18 protein-coding genes are annotated in these 16871 nt (G+C 73.0%); 6 read left to right on the forward strand and 12 right to left on the reverse strand.

Annotated features, from left to right (window positions below; genetic code table 11):
- Positions 1-9 precede the first annotated feature (9 nt).
- A complete protein-coding gene (locus AB0B02_RS25290) occupies positions 10-399 on the reverse strand; it encodes a hypothetical protein (RefSeq protein WP_107157975.1) in 390 nt (129 codons plus the stop codon).
- A 166-nt stretch (positions 400-565) separates the two neighbouring features.
- Between AB0B02_RS25290 and AB0B02_RS25295 the strand changes: the two genes are divergently transcribed.
- On the forward strand, positions 566-1903 hold the full coding sequence (locus tag AB0B02_RS25295; protein ID WP_281933536.1) for an ABC transporter substrate-binding protein: 1338 nt from the start codon (positions 566-568) through the stop codon (positions 1901-1903).
- Between the two features lie 59 nt (positions 1904-1962).
- Here AB0B02_RS25295 and AB0B02_RS25300 read toward each other — a convergent pair whose 3' ends face one another.
- Together AB0B02_RS25300 and AB0B02_RS25305 are read right to left on the reverse strand one after the other, a co-directional pair.
- Positions 1963-2706, reverse strand: a complete 744-nt coding sequence (locus AB0B02_RS25300) for an enoyl-CoA hydratase/isomerase family protein (protein ID WP_357304174.1) — start codon at positions 2704-2706, stop codon at positions 1963-1965.
- Positions 2703-3560 (reverse strand): 3-hydroxyacyl-CoA dehydrogenase family protein, encoded by an 858-nt coding sequence (locus AB0B02_RS25305; RefSeq protein WP_357304177.1) that lies wholly within the window; start codon positions 3558-3560, stop codon positions 2703-2705. Before AB0B02_RS25305 ends, AB0B02_RS25300 begins: the two co-directional genes overlap by 4 nt.
- 163 nt (positions 3561-3723) lie before the next feature.
- Between AB0B02_RS25305 and AB0B02_RS25310 the strand changes: the two genes are divergently transcribed.
- Complete coding sequence (locus tag AB0B02_RS25310) at positions 3724-4011, forward strand: hypothetical protein (RefSeq protein WP_107157979.1); 288 nt, start codon at positions 3724-3726, stop codon at positions 4009-4011.
- Positions 4012-4063: 52 nt separating this feature from the next.
- Here the strand turns inward: AB0B02_RS25310 and AB0B02_RS25315 are convergent, their stop codons facing one another.
- A complete protein-coding gene (locus tag AB0B02_RS25315) occupies positions 4064-4843 on the reverse strand; it encodes a class I SAM-dependent methyltransferase (RefSeq protein WP_281933542.1) in 780 nt (259 codons plus the stop codon).
- A 53-nt stretch (positions 4844-4896) separates the two neighbouring features.
- Between AB0B02_RS25315 and AB0B02_RS25320 the strand changes: the two genes are divergently transcribed.
- Positions 4897-5295, forward strand: coding sequence for a PPOX class F420-dependent oxidoreductase (locus tag AB0B02_RS25320; protein WP_281933544.1), 399 nt, complete (start codon positions 4897-4899; stop codon positions 5293-5295).
- Between the two features lie 71 nt (positions 5296-5366).
- On the opposite strand, the gene AB0B02_RS25325 is transcribed toward AB0B02_RS25320, so the two are convergent.
- A complete protein-coding gene (locus AB0B02_RS25325) occupies positions 5367-5576 on the reverse strand; it encodes a BldC family transcriptional regulator (RefSeq protein ID WP_007073996.1) in 210 nt (69 codons plus the stop codon).
- Positions 5577-5832: 256 nt separating this feature from the next.
- Positions 5833-6672 carry a hypothetical protein gene (locus AB0B02_RS25330; protein WP_281933546.1) on the reverse strand — a complete coding sequence of 280 codons (840 nt, stop codon included), beginning with the start codon at positions 6670-6672 and terminating at the stop codon, positions 5833-5835.
- 176 nt (positions 6673-6848) lie between these two features.
- Here AB0B02_RS25330 and AB0B02_RS25335 point away from each other — a divergent pair, with 176 nt between their 5' ends.
- Positions 6849-7931, forward strand: a complete 1083-nt coding sequence (locus AB0B02_RS25335; RefSeq protein WP_281933548.1) for a Glu/Leu/Phe/Val dehydrogenase dimerization domain-containing protein — start codon at positions 6849-6851, stop codon at positions 7929-7931.
- A gap of 300 nt (positions 7932-8231) precedes the next feature.
- Positions 8232-8447 (forward strand): DUF3073 domain-containing protein, encoded by a 216-nt coding sequence (locus AB0B02_RS25340; protein WP_107157984.1) that lies wholly within the window; start codon positions 8232-8234, stop codon positions 8445-8447.
- 147 nt (positions 8448-8594) lie between these two features.
- Here the strand turns inward: AB0B02_RS25340 and amcA are convergent, their stop codons facing one another.
- The 5 genes from amcA to AB0B02_RS25365 form a co-directional block, all read right to left on the reverse strand.
- Positions 8595-8804: a multiple cyclophane-containing RiPP AmcA gene (gene amcA, locus AB0B02_RS25345; RefSeq protein WP_281933550.1), complete on the reverse strand. Its 210-nt coding sequence runs from the start codon at positions 8802-8804 to the stop codon at positions 8595-8597.
- Complete coding sequence (gene amcB, locus AB0B02_RS25350; RefSeq protein ID WP_308447805.1) at positions 8785-9876, reverse strand: cyclophane-forming radical SAM peptide maturase AmcB; 1092 nt, start codon at positions 9874-9876, stop codon at positions 8785-8787. The genes amcA and amcB overlap by 20 nt, the downstream gene beginning before the upstream one ends.
- Positions 9877-10011: 135 nt before the next feature.
- On the reverse strand, positions 10012-11166 hold the full coding sequence (gene purM, locus AB0B02_RS25355) for a phosphoribosylformylglycinamidine cyclo-ligase (RefSeq protein WP_281933554.1): 1155 nt from the start codon (positions 11164-11166) through the stop codon (positions 10012-10014).
- A 55-nt stretch (positions 11167-11221) separates the two neighbouring features.
- Complete coding sequence (purF, locus tag AB0B02_RS25360; RefSeq protein ID WP_281933556.1) at positions 11222-12742, reverse strand: amidophosphoribosyltransferase; 1521 nt, start codon at positions 12740-12742, stop codon at positions 11222-11224.
- A 168-nt stretch (positions 12743-12910) separates the two neighbouring features.
- Positions 12911-13234, reverse strand: a complete 324-nt coding sequence (locus AB0B02_RS25365) for a sterol carrier family protein (RefSeq protein ID WP_281933558.1) — start codon at positions 13232-13234, stop codon at positions 12911-12913.
- 190 nt (positions 13235-13424) lie between these two features.
- Here AB0B02_RS25365 and AB0B02_RS25370 point away from each other — a divergent pair, with 190 nt between their 5' ends.
- Positions 13425-15701, forward strand: coding sequence for a carboxypeptidase regulatory-like domain-containing protein (locus AB0B02_RS25370; protein ID WP_357304186.1), 2277 nt, complete (start codon positions 13425-13427; stop codon positions 15699-15701).
- Between the two features lie 137 nt (positions 15702-15838).
- Here AB0B02_RS25370 and AB0B02_RS25375 read toward each other — a convergent pair whose 3' ends face one another.
- Positions 15839-16636: a 2-phosphosulfolactate phosphatase gene (locus AB0B02_RS25375; protein ID WP_281933563.1), complete on the reverse strand. Its 798-nt coding sequence runs from the start codon at positions 16634-16636 to the stop codon at positions 15839-15841.
- Positions 16637-16871 lie beyond the last annotated feature (235 nt).

A 16871-nucleotide genomic window follows, 5' to 3' on the forward strand; every position in this document is an offset into this window, starting at 1 on the left:
GACGGCTGGTCAGTCCTCCCGGCTGCGCAGCGTGGCGATGGTCGAGCCGGCGAGCGTGAGCAGGCAGTCGGGCAGCAACCCGTCGGCGGCTGCCGCACCGAACAGCGCCTCGCCGGTGTCGGCGTCGTCGTTGGCGTACGCGCTGACGAACCGGGCCACCCAGCGGGTGTCGTAGTCGGCCTGGTCGATGTCGGGGAAGTCGAGCGCGGCGGCGCCCGCCGGGGCGTCGTCGCCGAGCATGGTGGCGGCCAGGCACCAGGCCACCCCGTACGCACCGGCCAGCCCGGAACGGTCCACCACCGCGTCGAAGGCACCGACCACACCGGCGCCGTCGCCGGCCAACGCCGAACGGAGCACGGCGGTGGCGTCGTCCAGCGTCTGCTGTGCGTCATCGGTCACCTGCGGAACAGTAACCTCGGGGGTCAAGCGGTGACCCGGAACCAGCATGTCGATCACCGAGAGTGATACCCGCAGTCGGGGTGCCGACGGAGCCCGGTCCACAGTCCCGCGTGCCGCGCCGGCACGCTAATGTGCGCAGCGGACCTTCGCCGGAGGAAGGACGACCATGCTTGGAAATCGCACGTCGCGCGCGGCCCTGTCCATGGCCTGCGCGGCGCTCCTGCTCGCTACCAGCGCCTGCGGGAGTGACGAGCCGAAAGACGCGGGCACCACCCAGGTCCGCCTCTACGGCACCGACGGCAACATGCAGAACTCCTTCGCCGCGGAACTCAAGGACCGGGCGAATCTCCTCAACGGCATGAAGGGCACCACCCCGCTCACGCCGCTGCCGGAGAGCTTCAAGGAGCGACTACGCAACGTCAATCCGAAGCTGACGGACTATCTCTACTCCGCCGAGTCGTACGACGCCGTGGTGATCAGCGCGCTGGCGGCCCAGCTCGCCGGCACCACCGCGCCGGCCGAGATCGCCAAGCAGATCGTCGGCGTGACCACCGGCGGCCAGCGCTGCGACGAGGTGGCGACCTGCCTCCAGCTCGCCCGCGCCGGCCAGGATCTGGAGTACCGGGGGGTGTCGCTGACCCGGGCCGGCTTCACCGACAACGGCGAGCCGGCCACCGCGAGCTACGGCACGCTGCACTTCGACAACCAGCAGCTCGACGACGCGAAGACCGAGTTCGTCGGCGCCGGCGAGGAGTCCGGGGCGAGCAGCAAGACGCCGCCGCGCGGCCGTAAGCCCCGGGGCGGCAAGGCGAAGGACGCGCCGCTGGTGCTCGGCGGCCTGCTGCCGAAGACCGGTGACCTGGCGTTGGCGTACCCGCCGATGGCCGCCGCGGTCACGCTCGCGGTCAACGAGATCAACGCCGGCGGCGGGGTGCTCGGCGAGCCGGTGAAGTTCGTCGAGGGCGACGACGGCACCAACCCGGCGGTGGCGAAGGCGACCGTTGCCACGCACGTCGCCCAGGGCATCCCGGTGATCATCGGCGCCGGCGCGTCCGGCATCTCCCGGGCGGTGCTGCCGGACGTGGTGGCCGCCGGGCGGATCCTCTTCTCGCCGTCGAACACGGACGCGGGGCTGAGCACCGTGGACGACAAGGGGCTCTACTTCCGCACCGCCCCGCCGGACAGCCTCCAGGGCCGCGCGCTCGCCGACGTGATGCTGCGGGACGGCCCTCGCAAGATCGTGCTGCTGGCCCGTAAGGACTCCTACGGCGAGGGCCTCCAGGAGAACGTCCGGGCCGAGCTGGAGAAGGCCGGGGTCGGGGCGGACCGGGTCAAGCTGCTGACCTACACGCCGCCGGACGACCCGAAGACGCCCGTCGACTTCACCGGCATCGCCGGGGACATCAAGAGCTTCGGCCCGGAGGCCGTGCTGGTGATCGGATTCGGCGAGTCGGCGGCCGCGATCACCGCGCTGGCCGACGCCGGGGTGCAGATCCGGAACTGAGCCCGACGAGCATCGAGGGCCGCGCCGGGACTCCCGGCGCGGCCCTCGGCGTTCGCGGTTCAGCGCGCCCGGCGCCGCTCCAGGAACTCGGTCATCCGCCGGTGCTTCTCCTCGTCCTCGAAGAGCACCGCCTGGCTCAGCAGGTCGAGCTGCGGGTGCGCGGCCGACGGCGCGTCCACCGCCAGCTTGGTCAGCCGCAGCGCCAACGCCGAGCCCTTGGCCATCTCGTCGAGCAGGCCGTGCGCGGTGGGCAGCAGGTCCGCCGGGTCGTCCACCACCCGGTTCACCAGGCCGATCCGCAGCGCCTCGTCGGCGTCCACCCGACGGCCGGTGAAGAGCAGCTCCTTGGCCCGGGCCTCGCCGATCAACGCCGGCAGCCGGTAGGTCGCGCCGGCGCCGGCCAGGATGCCCAGCCGCACCTCGGGCTGGCCGAAGACCGCCCGGCCCGTGCACACCCGAAGATCGCAGGCGTACGCCAGCTCGGCGCCGCCGCCCAGCGCCGGGCCGTCGACGGCCGCCACGGTGGGCATCGGCAGCGCCCGGACGCGCGCGAAGACACCCTGGTTGATGGCGGCCAGCGCGTCCAGCCGGCCGCGTTCACGGAGCTGCCCGATGTCCGCGCCGCCGGCGAAGATGCCCGCCGCCCCGCCGGTGAGCAGCATCAGCCGGGGACGCGCCTCCAACTCGGCGCAGACCGTGTGCAGCTCGCCGACCAGGTCGGCGTCGATCGCGTTGCGTTTCTCCGGCCGGTCCAGCGTGACCACGAGCCGGTCCGGCAGTTCCTCGATCCGCAGCCCGCTCACTGTTTGACGCCGCCTTCCCAGGTGTAGAAGCCCTGACCGGACTTCTTGCCCAGCTTCCCGGCGGCGACCATCTCCACCAGCAGCGGCGGCGGCGCGAACCGGTCCCCGTACGCGGCCTGGAGCGTCCGCGCGATGTCGAGTCGGACGTCCAGCCCGACCAGGTCGGTCAGCTCCAGCGGGCCGACCGGGTGCCGGTAGCCGAGCACCATCGCCTTGTCGATGTCGGCCGGGGCGGCCACCCCGTCGGCCACCATCCGGATCGCCTCCAGACCGAGCGTGACGCCGAGCCGGGAGGTGGCGAAGCCGGGCATGTCGCGTACCACGACGGGGTCCTTGCCCAGCCGGCCGGCGAGCGCGACCGCCGCCCGGGTGGTCTCCGGCGCGGTGGCCGCGCCGACCACGACCTCCAGCAACGCCATCGCCCAGACCGGGTTGAAGAAGTGCAGCCCGAGGAAGTCCGCCGGGCGGTCCAGCCCGTCGGCCAGCTCGGCGATCGGGATGCTGGAGGTGTTGCTGCCCAGCAGCGCCGGCCGGCGACCCTCGGCCTGGCGGAGCACGGCCCGCTTGAGGTCGAGCCGCTCCGGGACCGCCTCCACGATCACGTCCGGTCCCTCGGCCACCTCGGCCAGCCCGGCCCGCAGTGTCACCCGGACCCGGTTGGCGGTGGCCGCCTCGGCGGTCAGCTTGCCCCGCTGCACGGCGCGGTCCCACAGCTCGCCGAGCCGCCGGACCGCGTCGGCCCCCCGGTCGGGGCCCACCTCGACCAGTTCGACCGCGTACCCGGCGCCGGCCGCCACGTACGCGATGCCGAGGCCCATGGTGCCGGCCCCGACGACCACAAAACGACCACTCATCGTGTCCCCTCGCCGCGGCGGTGGCGCGCGGGGTCTCCGCCGCGCCGGGCCGGCCGCTCGCTCGTCCCTGGATGCGACCCTATGCAGGACGGGCCCGTCGGGCATGCGTGGGGGCCGGCCGGATGGGGTAAAGACCGGCGTCAACGCCGAAGGAAGGAACGAGATGAGCCAGGCACCGGAGAGCGCGGAGCGCACCGAGACGGTCGAGACGCGCGGTGACGAGCGGGTGGACCTGCTTCGTGCGGACACCAACAACGACGGCAAGACCGACGTGTGGGTGGTGGACACCGACGGCGACGGCAAGGCCGACCTGTTCCAGTTCGACACCGACGGCGACGGCAAGGTGGACATCACCATGGTCGACATCGACGAGGACGGCACGCCGGACGAGGTGGTCGACGGCGACGGCGGCCTCCCCCCGGAGGAGACCACCCCCACCGTCCAGGTCTGAGATACAAGGAGGGGCCCCTTCTTATCGCGTGGGCGATAGAAGGGGCCCCTCCTCAACGGCGCAGCGCCAGCGTGGCGAGGTAGTACGGACGGTCGGTGTCGTCCACGTCGGTCAGTCGCCACGGGGAGCCGTGGACCAGCTCGGCGAACTCGTCGGGCGAACACACCAGGTAGTCGAACCATTCGGTGCCGAGCAGCCGGTAGCGCAGCCGCAGCCGGAGCTGCCCGCCGAGCCGGCCGCGCCGCCGGTTCGCCTCGTGGTAGCCGGTGTGCACCGGATCGGTGGTGCCGTACGGGTCGGTGCCGTGCGCGATCACCCGCGCGCCCGGACGGGCCAGCGCGGCGAGCGCGGCCAGCAGCGCGGGTGCGCGCTCGCGCCCCTCGAACAGGCCGAGGTTGTTGCCGAGCAGCAGGAACGTGTCGTAGCGCCGGCCGTCCGCGACGTGCTCGTCGACGGTGCCGTGCACCAGCTCGCGGACGCCCCGGTGGCGGCTGACGCGCAACGCGCCGAGCGAGGTGTCCAGTCCGGTGACCGGCACGCCGCGCTCCTGGAGGTGCAGCGCGATCCGGCCGGCGCCGACGCCGACGTCGAGCACGTGCCCGTGCACCCGGTCGACCGCCCGGTGGTCGTGCGGCTGCCACTGCTGCGGCGGGTCCAGGTAGTGCCCGGCGGGCGCGCCGTTGACCAGCCCGTCGTCCCGTTCGATGATCTCGATGACCGGCCGGGGCAACCGCCCACCGGCCATCGGCCGGGGGCCGACGCCGGTAGCCACCGCGTACGCGTCGCGGATCATCTCGCCGAACACGTCGCCGATCGTGGGGTCCCCGGTCATGGGTGCACGCTATCCGGGCTCGGTTCCGCCGTCGCAGCCGTATCCTGGGCGGCGTGACCGACCTGGACCGCCTGGCGGCGGAGAAGTACGTCCTGCTCACCACGTTCCGCAAGGACGGCCGGGCGGTGCCGACGCCGGTGTGGGCCGTGCGCGACGGCGACGCGTTGGCGGTGTGGACGGTGTCCGACTCCGGCAAGGTGAAACGGATCCGGCGGGACGGCCGGGTCACGGTGGCGCCGTGCGACGTGCGAGGCCGGCCGCACGGCGAGGCGGTGCCGGGGCACGCGACGATCGACGACCCGGAGAGTACGCGTCGGGTCCGTGGGCTGCTCAAGCGCAAGTACCGGCTGATCGGCCGGTTGAGCCTGCTGGGCAGCCGGTTGCGTCGGGGCGAGGGCGGCACGGTGGGGCTGCGGATCATGCTGGACGCGCCGACCTCCGGACACGACTGAGGGCGGTGGATCGTCGCTGTCGCGACGTCCCACCGCCCCTGATCGGAACGCCTGAGAGATCGTCCGGGTCGTCAGTCCCCCTGACGCTGCTGGGGGATCTGCCCCTGCAGCAGGGCCCGAACCTCCGACTCGCGGTAACGGCGGTGGCCGCCCAGGGTCCGGATGGCGCTGAGCTTGCCAGCCTTGGCCCACCGGGTCACCGTCTTCGGGTCGACACGGAACATCGACGCCACCTCGGCCGGTGTGAGTAGCGGCTCGGGTTCGTGCGTTCGCGATGCCATCGGGGTCACTCCTCCACATGTATAGACATCGGCCGGGGTCCCGCCGGCCGACGCGTCTCCCATGGTCCGGCTAGTCCCCGATGTCCGACATGGGCCGAACGGCTGAAGGTCCCTAGACGGACGGATGAACCATGCCCGATTTTTACGACTTTTACACTGCAGAAAGTACCTTAATAGGACTCATGATCACGGTTCGTGATGCGTCAATTACGAGACACTCTCACAGTGCCCACCAGCGAAGGGGACAAACCGGGTGTCAGTTGCAGCGCTCCAGGAGCTGCACCGCACGCCAGCGGGCGACCAACCTGTCGTACGCCGCTGAGGCCTCCTCGGCCTCGCCCCGGGACAACCCGGCGAGGCCCGCCGCGACCAGCTCGGTCGAGTCGTCGGCCGCCAGCGTCTCGTCCGGCAGCAACTGCACCAGGCCGCCGTAGTCCAGCTCCACCACCGAACGCGGATGGAACTCCTCCAGCCAGCGGGCGGCCTCCTCGACCGCCTCGGTGATCGGCGCCTCGCCGACCGACTTGCGCAGCACGGACAGCGCCCGGGACGAGCGGCGGCGCGCCTTGGAGATCTCCGTGCGGTAGCGCAACGCGCGTCGTTCCGGCTCGGTGACCAGGTGCCGCTCACCGGCCTCGAACAGCACGAACCAGCGCAGCGGCACGCCCCACGTGGCGACCTGCTCGTGGACCCGGGGCACCCCGTGCTCCAGCACGCGCGCCCCGCTGCGCCAGTCCTCCACCACCGCCTTGGCCTGACCGGCCAGGACCGGCGGCACGAACGCGTCGGCGAGCACCGACGGCACCCCGTCGCGGGCGCTCAACGCCGCCTCGGCGACCCGGATACGCAAATTCCAGGGGCAGACCAGCAGCGCGTCGTCGGATTCCAGCACGTACGCCTCGTCGGGCAGGTCAGGCAGCCGGGTCCAGCCCGCGCCGAGCGCCTCGATCACCGAGGTGCGCTGCCGGCCCGGCCCGTCCAGCGGGGCGATCGCCCGGCCCTCGCTGACGTACCGGCGCCAGTACGACTGCCGGTCCCGGTCGAATGCGGTAAGCGGCTCGTACACGCGCAGGTATGAAGCGAAGAGCGACGGCACGGCGCGATCCTCCCACGAGACAGGGCCGTCCGTCGCCGCCGTCACACCGGCGGCGTGACGTGCGCGACAGCACGGTTCCGGCCGATATTAGGCTCAACGGCACCGGCACCATCCCGCCGGCGTGCCACCTCAGGTTCCGCGCCCCACAAGGGCGCACACCGACACAGGAGTCAGCCATGGGCGTATTCGCCAGCACCGACGACCCGTCATCCTCAGGTCACGAGCAGGTCGTGTTCTGCCAGGACAAGCAGTCCGGCCTGAAGGCGATCATCGGGATCTACTCCACCGCGCTGGGCCCCGCCCTCGGTGGGACCCGGTTCTACCCGTACGCCAGTGAGGCCGACGCCCTCGCCGACGTGCTCGACCTGTCGCGGGGCATGGCGTACAAGAGCGCCCTGGCGAACCTGGACCTGGGCGGCGGCAAGGCGGTCATCTGGGGCGACCCGGAGCAGCTCAAGAGCGAGGCGCTGCTGCGCGCGTACGGCCGCTTCGTGGAGTCGCTCAACGGCCGGTACTACACCGCGTGCGACGTCGGCACCGACGTCAGCGACATGGACATGATCGCCCGGGAGACCCGCTACGTCACCGGCCGCAGCGTGGCGCACGGCGGCGCGGGGGACTCCTCCGTCCTCACCGCCTGGGGCGTCTACCAGGGCATGCGGGCCGCCGCCGAGCACGTCTGGGGCAGCCCGACGCTGGCCGGCCGCCGGGTCGGCGTGGCCGGTCTGGGCAAGGTCGGCAAGTACCTGACCGCGCACCTGCTGTCCGACGGTGCGGAGGTCGTGGCGACCGACGTCAACCCGCGCGCCCGGGAGTGGGTGCGCACCACCCACCCGCAGGTCACCCTGGTCGACGACACCGCCGAGCTGGTCGCGTCCGACATCGACGTGTACGCCCCGTGCGCGCTGGGTGGCGCGCTGAACGACGAGACCGTGTCGGTGCTGCGGGCCAAGGTGGTCAGCGGCGCGGCGAACAACCAGCTCGCCCACCCGGGCATCGAGAAGGTGCTCGCCGACCGGGGCATCCTCTACACGCCGGACTACGTGGTCAACGCCGGCGGCGTGATCCAGGTCGCCGACGAGATCGAGGGCTTCAACTTCGAGCGGGCCAAGCTGCGTGCCACCCGGATCTTCGACACCACCCGGGAGATCCTGCGGCTCGCCGACGACGAGGGCGTTCCGCCGGCGGTGGCCGCGGACCGGCTCGCCGAGCGGCGGATGGCCGAGGTCGGCCGCCTGCGCACCATCCACCTGCGCTGAACCGGTGCCCGGGGGCGGGCGTCGGTCCACCCCCGGGCCGCACCCGGGCCCGAGTTGGGCGTTAAGCTGTTTTTGGTGTTTACGTAGCAGTTCATCCGCTGTCACGGCCAGCCCCGGCGTCCACTCCTTACCGGGTACACTGTGTGACGGCCGGAACACTGCGACGCGCTGGGCCGGTCGACGGTGACCCGAGGTGCCGAACGGTGGCATCCCCATGTACCGTAAGAGCCACGAGAGATGCCTGACGTCATCGGGGCCCGCCTTCGGGCTGCCCCGCATTCTGTGCGAGGGGGTCGAGCCATGGGGCGCGGCCGTGCTAAGGCCAAGCAGACGAAGGTGGCCCGGGAGTTGAAGTACCACTCCCCGAACACCGACCTAACCGCCTTGCAGCGTGAACTGGCGGGTAGTGGTAAGTCTGAGCACAACTTCGACGACGACTACAAAGAGTATGTCGACGACGATGACGAGGACCATGCGGACGACGATCCGGACCCCTGGGCCCGTCCGACCCGCTGACCTCCGGTCACATCTGAGCACGCGGTAGCCCCCGCGTGCTCACGCATGTGCTCAGCCGGAGCCGACGGAGCACCGACGATCAGGGACCTGCCGCACCGGGACGCCTCCCCGGCTGCGCCGGCAGGTCCTTGATCGCGGACCCGGCACTCAGCGCGGGCGGTTGTTCCAGTTGTAGAACGTCGGAATGTTCTCGAAGTGGTTCCACGCGCACACCGCGGTGCCGCCGTCGCCCGGCGCCTCCGCCCGCAGCAGGCGCGCCGCCTCCGCCTCGTGGAGCAGCGCGGTCAGCCCCGCTGCGGCGTCCCGCACCCGGCCGGCGACCGTTTCCCGGTCGGTGTCACTGGTGATCTCGGGCATGCTCCAACACTCCCTCCAGTAGGCGGATCTTGCTGTTACGGCAGTGCTCGGTCTCCGTACCGTCGAACCGCCCCTGCTCGAAGTAGCGGTTGGCGGCGTGGCCCCCGCCGCAGAAGCCGAAGTACGGACAGGACGCCCGGCACGCCTCCACGCCGGTGAGGAACTCGCCGACCCAGGGCGTCCGCCCCGCGCCGGCGAGGATCTCGCCCAGCGGGGTGGCCAGCACGTTCCCGCTGCCGAAGTCGCCGTACCTCGGATCGGTGAAGCCGGCCAGCTCCGGCGAGAGCACCACCACCGAGCCGTCGTGGCCGACCGTCGGGATCGGGTCGAGCCGACGGGGCAGCAGATCGTCCGCGGCACCGGCCAGCACCGCGCCGGCGTACCGCAGCGACCACTCCACCTCGCGCAGGTGGATCCGGGGATCCCGACGCCAGGCGGCGACCAGCTCGGCCCAGAACCCGGTGACCGAGGCGCCGTCCCGGGCGTTCGACCGGGTGTTGACCCCCTCGGTCTCCTCGATGTTCACGCCCAACACCTCGCAGCCCAGGTCGAGGAAGTAGGCGTACAGCTCGGCCGCTAGGCCCGGCTCCGGCCGGGAGACCACCGCCAGGGCCGAGAACGGCAGCCCGTGCCGGCGCAACGCCGCCACCCCGGCCACGATCCGGTCGTACGCCGGCCGGCCGCCCCGGGTCACCCGCTCGGCGTTGCGCGCCCGCGGGCCGTCCACGCTCACGCTCACCCGCACCCGGTGCTCGGCGAAGAACGCGCACCAGGCGTCGTCGATCAGCGTGGCGTTGGTCTGCACGTGGTGCTCGACCTCCGCCCCGAACGGGGCCAGCAGCGCGGCCAGGTGCTCCCGGCCGGCCGCGAGCGGCTCCCCGCCGTGCCAGACCACCGAGCACCGCCCCTGGGCCGCCCACCGGTTCACCGACGCCGCCACCGCCTCGGCCACCGCCACCGACATCCGCCGGTCCGCCGCGCGCAGCGGCAGGTAGCAGTAGGCGCAGTCGAGGTTGCACAACGTGGTCGGCTGCATCACCACGTACGAGGGGACGGCGGCGATGCCGCGCATCCCTCCGGGCGTGCGTGCAGCCATCGAACCTCCCCCGCGCGCCGAAAAAGCGAACCTTCAGGCTAGGCGGAGGCGGCCGCTCGGGTGAACCCCCGATCAGGTGCCCGGCTGATCAGCGCAAGGTGACCAGCGCGATCAGCCCCGGGTGTGCTGCCCGACCATCTGCACGTTGCCGGAGCCCTCGATGATCTCGCCGGCCTGCCACGCGTCGACACCGCGACCGGTCAGGGTGGCCAGCGCCCGGTCGGCGTCCTCGGCGGCGACGATGGCGAACATGCCGACGCCCATGTTGAACGTCGACTCCATCTCCGGGTCCTCGATCCGGCCCTTGGACTGGATCAGGTCGAAGATCGGCTGCGGCTTCCAGGTCGACCGGTTGACCACCGCGTCGACGTGCTCCGGCAGCACCCGGACCAGGTTGCCCGGGATGCCGCCGCCGGTCACGTGTGCCAGCGCCCGCACCTCGGCCTCGGCGATCAGCTTGAGGCAGTCCTGCGCGTAGATCTTGGTCGGGGTGAGCAGCTCCTCGCCCAGCGTGCGCTGGCGGCCGAAGTCCTCGATCACCACGTCCAGCCGCATCCGGCCGGCGCCCAGCAGCACGTGCCGGACCAGCGAGTAGCCGTTGGAGTGCAGGCCCGAGGAACGCATGGCGATCACCACGTCGCCCACCTCGACCCGCTCCGGGCGGAGGATCTCGCTCTCCTCCACCACGCCGACACCGGTGGCCGAGATGTCGTACTCGTCGGGGCGCAGCACGCCGGGGTGCTCGGCGGTCTCGCCGCCCAGCAGCGCACAGCCGGCGTACCGGCAGCCGTCGGCGATGCCGGCGCCGATCTCGGCGACCCGGTCCGGGACGACCTCGCCGGTGGCGATGTAGTCGAGCAGGAACAGCGGCTCGGCGCCGCAGGCGACCAGGTCGTCGACGACCATGGCGACCAGGTCGATGCCGACCGTGTCGTGGATGTCGAGCTGCTGGGCGATCACCAGCTTGGTGCCCACCCCGTCGGTGGAGGAGGCCAGGATCGGGCTCTTGTACTTCTTCGTGTCCAGCCGGAACAGGCCGGCGAAGCCGCCCAGGTCACCCATGACCTCCGGGCGCCGGGTCTCCCGGACCTTGGACTTGAGCAGCTCGACCGCGCGGTCGCCCGCCTCGATCGACACCCCGGCGTCGGCGTACGAGACCGAGCGTTTGCGCTGCGTGCGCCCGGACCCCGCCGACCAGGGCTGGCGGTCGCCGCCGGCGCCCGTCGGGCTGGATCCTGCGCCGCTGCGCTCGGACACGTGCGTCACGGTTCTCCCCTTTGTGGTTCCGCGGGGCCGGAACGCCGGACCCGCGTCGGTGGTGCTACGGGTGATGGGTCGGTGTGGCGACGAGCGGGCCGGTGGGCTCGGCCGCCGCCTCGGCGACGACCCGGCGGCCCACTCCCTCGAGCACGTGCTTGCCGATCAGGTTCCCGGCCGGCAGTTCGATCGGGTACTCCCCATCGAAGCACGCCCGGCAGAGTCGGGTCTTCGGCTGCTCGGTCGCCGCGATGAGACCGGGCAGCGAGACGTAACCCAGCGTGTCGGCGCCGATCGACCGCCGGATGCCATCGTTGTCCAACCCGTTGGCCAGCAGTTCGGCCCGGGTGGCGAAGTCGATGCCGTAGAAGCAGGGCCAGCTGACCGGCGGCGAGGAGATCCGCACGTGCACCTCCAGCGCGCCCGCCTCGCGCAGCAGCCGGACGATGGCCCGCTGGGTGGTGCCCCGGACGATCGAGTCGTCCACCACCACCAGCCGCTTGCCGCGGACGTTCTGCCGCAGCGGGTTCAGCTTGAGCCGCACGCCGAGCGCGCGCAGCGTCTGCGAGGGCTGGATGAACGTGCGCCCGACGTACGGGTTCTTCATCAGGCCCTGGCCGTAGGTGATGCCGGACTCCTCGGCGTAGCCGATGGCCGCCGGGGTGCCGGACTCCGGCACCGGGATCACCAGATCCGCCTCGACCGGGTGCTCCTTGGCGAGCTGGCGGCCGATCTGCACCCGCGCCGCGTGCACGTTCCGGCCGGCGATGGTGGCGTCCGGCCGGGCGATGTAGACGTACTCGAAGAGGCAGCCCTTGGGCTCCGGCGCGGCGAACCGGCTGGAGCGCAGCCCGTCCTCGTCGACGGCGATCAGCTCGCCCGGCTCCACCTCGCGGACCACGCTCGCGCCGACGATGTCCAGCGCGGCGGTCTCGCTCGCCACCACCCAGCCGCGCTCCAGCCGGCCGAGCACCAGCGGGCGCACGCCGTGCGGGTCACGCGCCGCGTAGAGCGTCGACTCGTCCATGAAGACGAAGCTGAACGCGCCGCGCAACTGCGGCAGCACCTCCAGCGCGGCCGCCTCGACCGAGAGGTCGGGCCGGCTGGCCAGCAGCATGGTGACGAGCGACGTGTCGTTGCTCGACCCGTCGGAGTCCAGACCGCGGGCGGACACCTCGCGCTGCAACTCGGCGGTGTTGACCAGGTTGCCGTTGTGGGCCAGCGCGATCGTGGTGCCGGCGCTGGTGGCCCGGATCGTCGGCTGGGCGTTCTCCCAGGTCGAGCCGCCCGTGGTCGAGTAGCGCGCGTGCCCGATCGCGACGTGCCCGCGCAGGCTGGCCAGCGTCGGCTCGTCGAACACCTGGGCGACCAGGCCGAGATCCTTGTAGACCACCACGCCGGAGCCGTCGCTGACCGCGATGCCCGCGGCCTCCTGGCCGCGGTGCTGGAGGGCGTAGAGCCCGAAATAGGTAAGGTTCGCGACTTCCTCGCCGGGCGCCCAGACACCGAAGACGCCGCACGCGTCCTGGGGACCGGGTCGCTGGGGGTCAAGGTCGTGGCTCAGCCGGCCATCGCCTCGGGGCACCTGCCGCTCCCTCGTGCTGGGGGGTCTGGACTGGCCTGGCGGATTCTGTGGGCAGCTCCGCACCGTGGGCCGGGACCGTCGTCGGCCACCAGTGTACGCGAACCCGCGTCGCCACCGACAGTCACGAAGTGTCCGCTGAGCGTGGCTCGGAACGCCGACGCCGGGCGGTTAAATCGGGAGGTACGCGGAGAGGTCGGCGCGGTTGCCGGAGACCCGGACGCGACCCTCGGTGACCGCCTCCGCCCAGCCGAGCCGGCCGGTGGCGATCGACAGCCAGGTGCCCGGGTCCATCTCCACCACGTTCGGCGGGGTGCCGCGGGTGTGTCGCGGCCCGGCCACGCACTGCACCGCGCCGTAGGGTGGGACGCGCACCTCCACCGATCGGCCGGGAGCGCGCTCCGTGAGGGCGGTCAAGAGCATCCGGACCGCTTCCCGGAGCACCGGCCGTTCGGGCGTACGCCCCTCGTCCAGTGCCGCCAGAGCGGTGAGCACCGAGTCGGAATAAGCGTGCGGAGAGGACACGACGGGACGATACGACCCGGCAGAAGGCGGCCCGACGCCGGCCCTGGGTAGAGATGATCCGGTCAGACAAGGCATAGTTGCCGACGGCGTAATTCGTACCGTGAGTGATCAACCCGGCCGGACCGGCCGGCGGGAAGATCAGACCCGGAAGGCGGTGGACGTGTCCACACACCGACGTGCCTGGCAGCATCGGGCCGGTGTGGTCGTAGCGCTGATCTTCGGCGCCCTGCTCACCGTCCCCGCCACACCCGCCCTCGCGGCTGACGTCAGCGTCTCGCCGGGCTCGGTCACGGTCAACGCCGGCAGCGACACCACAGTGACCGTCCGGGTCACTCCCGGCGAGGGCGACCAGAACGCGCAGATCGACCTCACCGGCCTGCCCTCCGGCGTCAGTTGCGTCTCCGGCTGCGGCCAGGTCAACTTCGCGCCGGGCAACCCGATGCCCAAGACGCAGACGCAGCTGCTCACCATCCGTGCGAACGACAACGCCGGGGACGCCAACGGCTCGGTGACCGTGCAGGTGCGGCCGGACAAGTCCGACGCGGCGACCGGCAACTTCAACCTCACCGTCAAGGGCAAGGCCGCGCCGCCGCCCCCGCAGCAGCCCCAGACCGTCAAGACGGTCTCCGGCAAGGTGGTCGACTCCAACGGTGAGCCGATCTCCGGCGCACTCGTCATGCTGCGCGACAGCGCCGGCAAGGAACGCCGGACGAACACGAACGGCAGTGGCAACTTCAGTTTCGGCGGCTCCGCCGACAACCCGATCGCGCCGGGCCGGATCGACCTGGGCGCCTCCGCGGACGGCGCGACCCCGAGCGCCAAGTCGATCAACGCCGCCGCCGGCCAGTCCGTGACCGGCGTCCGGATCGGCGTGGCGCTCAAGGCGTCGGCGAGCCCGAGCGCGACGCCGTCCGCCAGCGAGTCCGCCCCGCCGTCCGAGGAGGTCACCGAGGAGGAGGCCACCGAGGGCCCGGCCACCGAGGCCCCGGCCGCCCAGCAGCCGTCCGCCAGCGAGGACTCCGGCGGCTTCGGCAACTGGCTGCTCATCCTGCTCGGCGGGCTCTTCGTCGCCGTCGGCGTGGGCACCATCGTGCTGCTCTACATGCGCCGCAAGAACGACGAGGGCGACGGCGACGGTCCCGACGGACCGGCCGGTCCGGGTGGTCCCGGCGGCGGCGCGGCGGGCGCGATCCCCGCGGCCCACGGTGCCTACCGGGGCGTGGACGACCAGACCCGGGTGGTCAACGGCATGGGCGCCGGGCCGGCTCCGACCATGGTCGGGGGTGCCGCGATGAGCGAGGCGCCGACCATGCTCCAGCGCCCGGTGGTGGACGACGTCCCGCCGGACCCGTACGGCGCGCCCCCCGGGCCCGCGTACGGCGTCGGGGCGGGGCAGGCCGGCTACGGCTACGGCGACGACGCCCCCGGTCAGGGCGGCTACGGCTACGGCAACGCGCCCTCCTCGGGTGCCGGCAACGGCTACGGCAACGCGCCCTCCTCGGGCGGCGGCTACGGCAACGGCCCGTCCTCCGGCGCCGGCTACGGCAGCCCCGACTACGCGGCCGGTGCTGCCGGCGCGGCCGGCTACGGCGCGGCCCAGGGCGGCGGCGGGTACACCAACGAGCGTTTCGACGAGCCCACCGGCCGCTACACCGGCGACAGCACCCAGTACGCGCCGGCGGCCGACCCGTATCCGACCAGCACCTACCAGCCGGAGCAGGGTCGGGGCTACGACCAGCCCGGCCCGGGTCAGTACGGCCGGGGTGCGGAGCAGGCCGACGGCTACGGCGCCGGGGCTGGCTACGGGGCCGCGTCGGGCAGCGGCTACGACGGCAACCCCGCCGGCGGCTACGACGGCGGCCGGCAGCAGGGCGGCTACGGCGACGCCCCCGGCTACGGCGACAGCCGGCCGGGTGGCGGCTACGGCGACGCGCCCACCGGCGGCTACGGCGGTGCGCCGGCGGGGGGTGGCTACGGCGACGCCCCCACCGGCGGCTACGGCGACGCCCCGGGCTACGGCGACAGCCGGCCGGCCAGCGGCTACGCCGACGCGCCCACCGGTGGCTACGACGGCGGCCGGCAGCCGGGCGGCTACGGCGACGCCCCGACCGGCGGCTACGGCAGCCACCAGGGTGGCGGCTACGACGGCCGGCAGCCGGGCGGCTACGACGGCGGCCAGGCCGGCGCGGCCTACGGCAACGCCCCCGGCGGTTACGACGGCGGTCATCAGCAGGGCGGCTACGACCAGCAGGGCGGCTACGACCAGCGCGGCGGGTACGGCCAGCAGGGCGGCTACGGTCAGGAGCCGCCGCAGCAGCGCGGTCCCGGCTACGACAACCAGGCCGGCTACCCCGACGATTCGGCGCAGTCCGGTCGGGGCCGTGCGGACGGTACGCCGGATCGGGGCGGGCGACGCCTCGACTGGCTGGACGACTGACCCGCGTTCTCCGCGCCACCCGTGGCCGTCCGGCACCCGCCGGGCGGCCACGCTCGTCAGGTCACCAAAGCGCCGGCACGGCCCTGATGCTCCCGCCAGCGGCGGTCCATCGGCCCAAAGATCTGCGGCGGAAGCTCTCAGGCGGGGGCGAAGTAACCCTGGCGGAGCACCGGCACCACGTCGGAGACACCGATCTCGGCGGCGACCTCGACATCCTCGGCGAACCCGCCCTCGGCCAGCTCCCGGCCGGAGACGCAACCCCGCACCGCCGCCGGCACGTCGGGCGTGCTGGCGAGTGCCGCCAGCGCCATGGCCGCCTCCACCGAGAGGCCACCCGGCACGCCGGCCAGGGCGTCCAGCACGCAGGCGGCCCCGAGCTGGTCCTCCACGCTGGGGCGCAGCGACCCGTCCGGCCAGCGCTCACCGGCCGCCACCACGCCCACGGCGGCGTCGTTCGTGCCGTACCCCTGGTGGCGGAGCCATCGCCCGACAGCGCGTGCGTTACGCAGGCACGCCGCCACCACCGGCATCCCGGTGGCGCTCGCCGCGGCGCTGATCGCCGAGCCGTTGGGCGACGGCAGCACCAGGTCGGCGACCACAGGTGCGGTCCGCAGCGCCGCCGGGGAGAGCGACCACGGATGCTCCGGGGTCGTCTGCCGGCGGCCCACCGCGGCGACGGCGCCGACCCGGCGGGCGTACTCGGCCGCCTGCTCGCCCCACGGGAACGGGTGCACCCGTGAGCCGCGGCTCACCGCCACCTCCACGGCGGTGGTGAACGACAGGACGTCCACCACCACCAGGACGGCGCAGACCCGGCCGAGTTCCGCCGCTCCGGTCAGGCCCCAGTCGAATCGGGCGCCGGCACCGGGCTGCGTGAAGACGCCCACGTTCGTGACCTCAGCGCTGGTCCGGCTCACCGGCAGCCGGGCGGACATCGCCCGGGGTGGAGTCGGACGGCGGCCCGGTGACCTCCGCCGGGGACGCCTCGGCCCGTGCCGTGGCCGGCCCGGCCGGCTCGTCATCGACGCGCGCCGGAGCGGACCCGCCGGACTGCGGCTCGGCCCGCGCCGGAAGCGACCCGGACGACCCGGTGTCGCCCCGCGACGGGTCGGCGGAGTCGGTGCCGGCCGCCGTCGCGGTCGGACCGGTCGGCGGCGCGTCCCCGGCTGC

Origin of the sequence: Micromonospora sp. NPDC049240 (assembly GCF_040647835.1) — a bacterium.
GTDB lineage: Bacteria > Actinomycetota > Actinomycetes > Mycobacteriales > Micromonosporaceae > Micromonospora.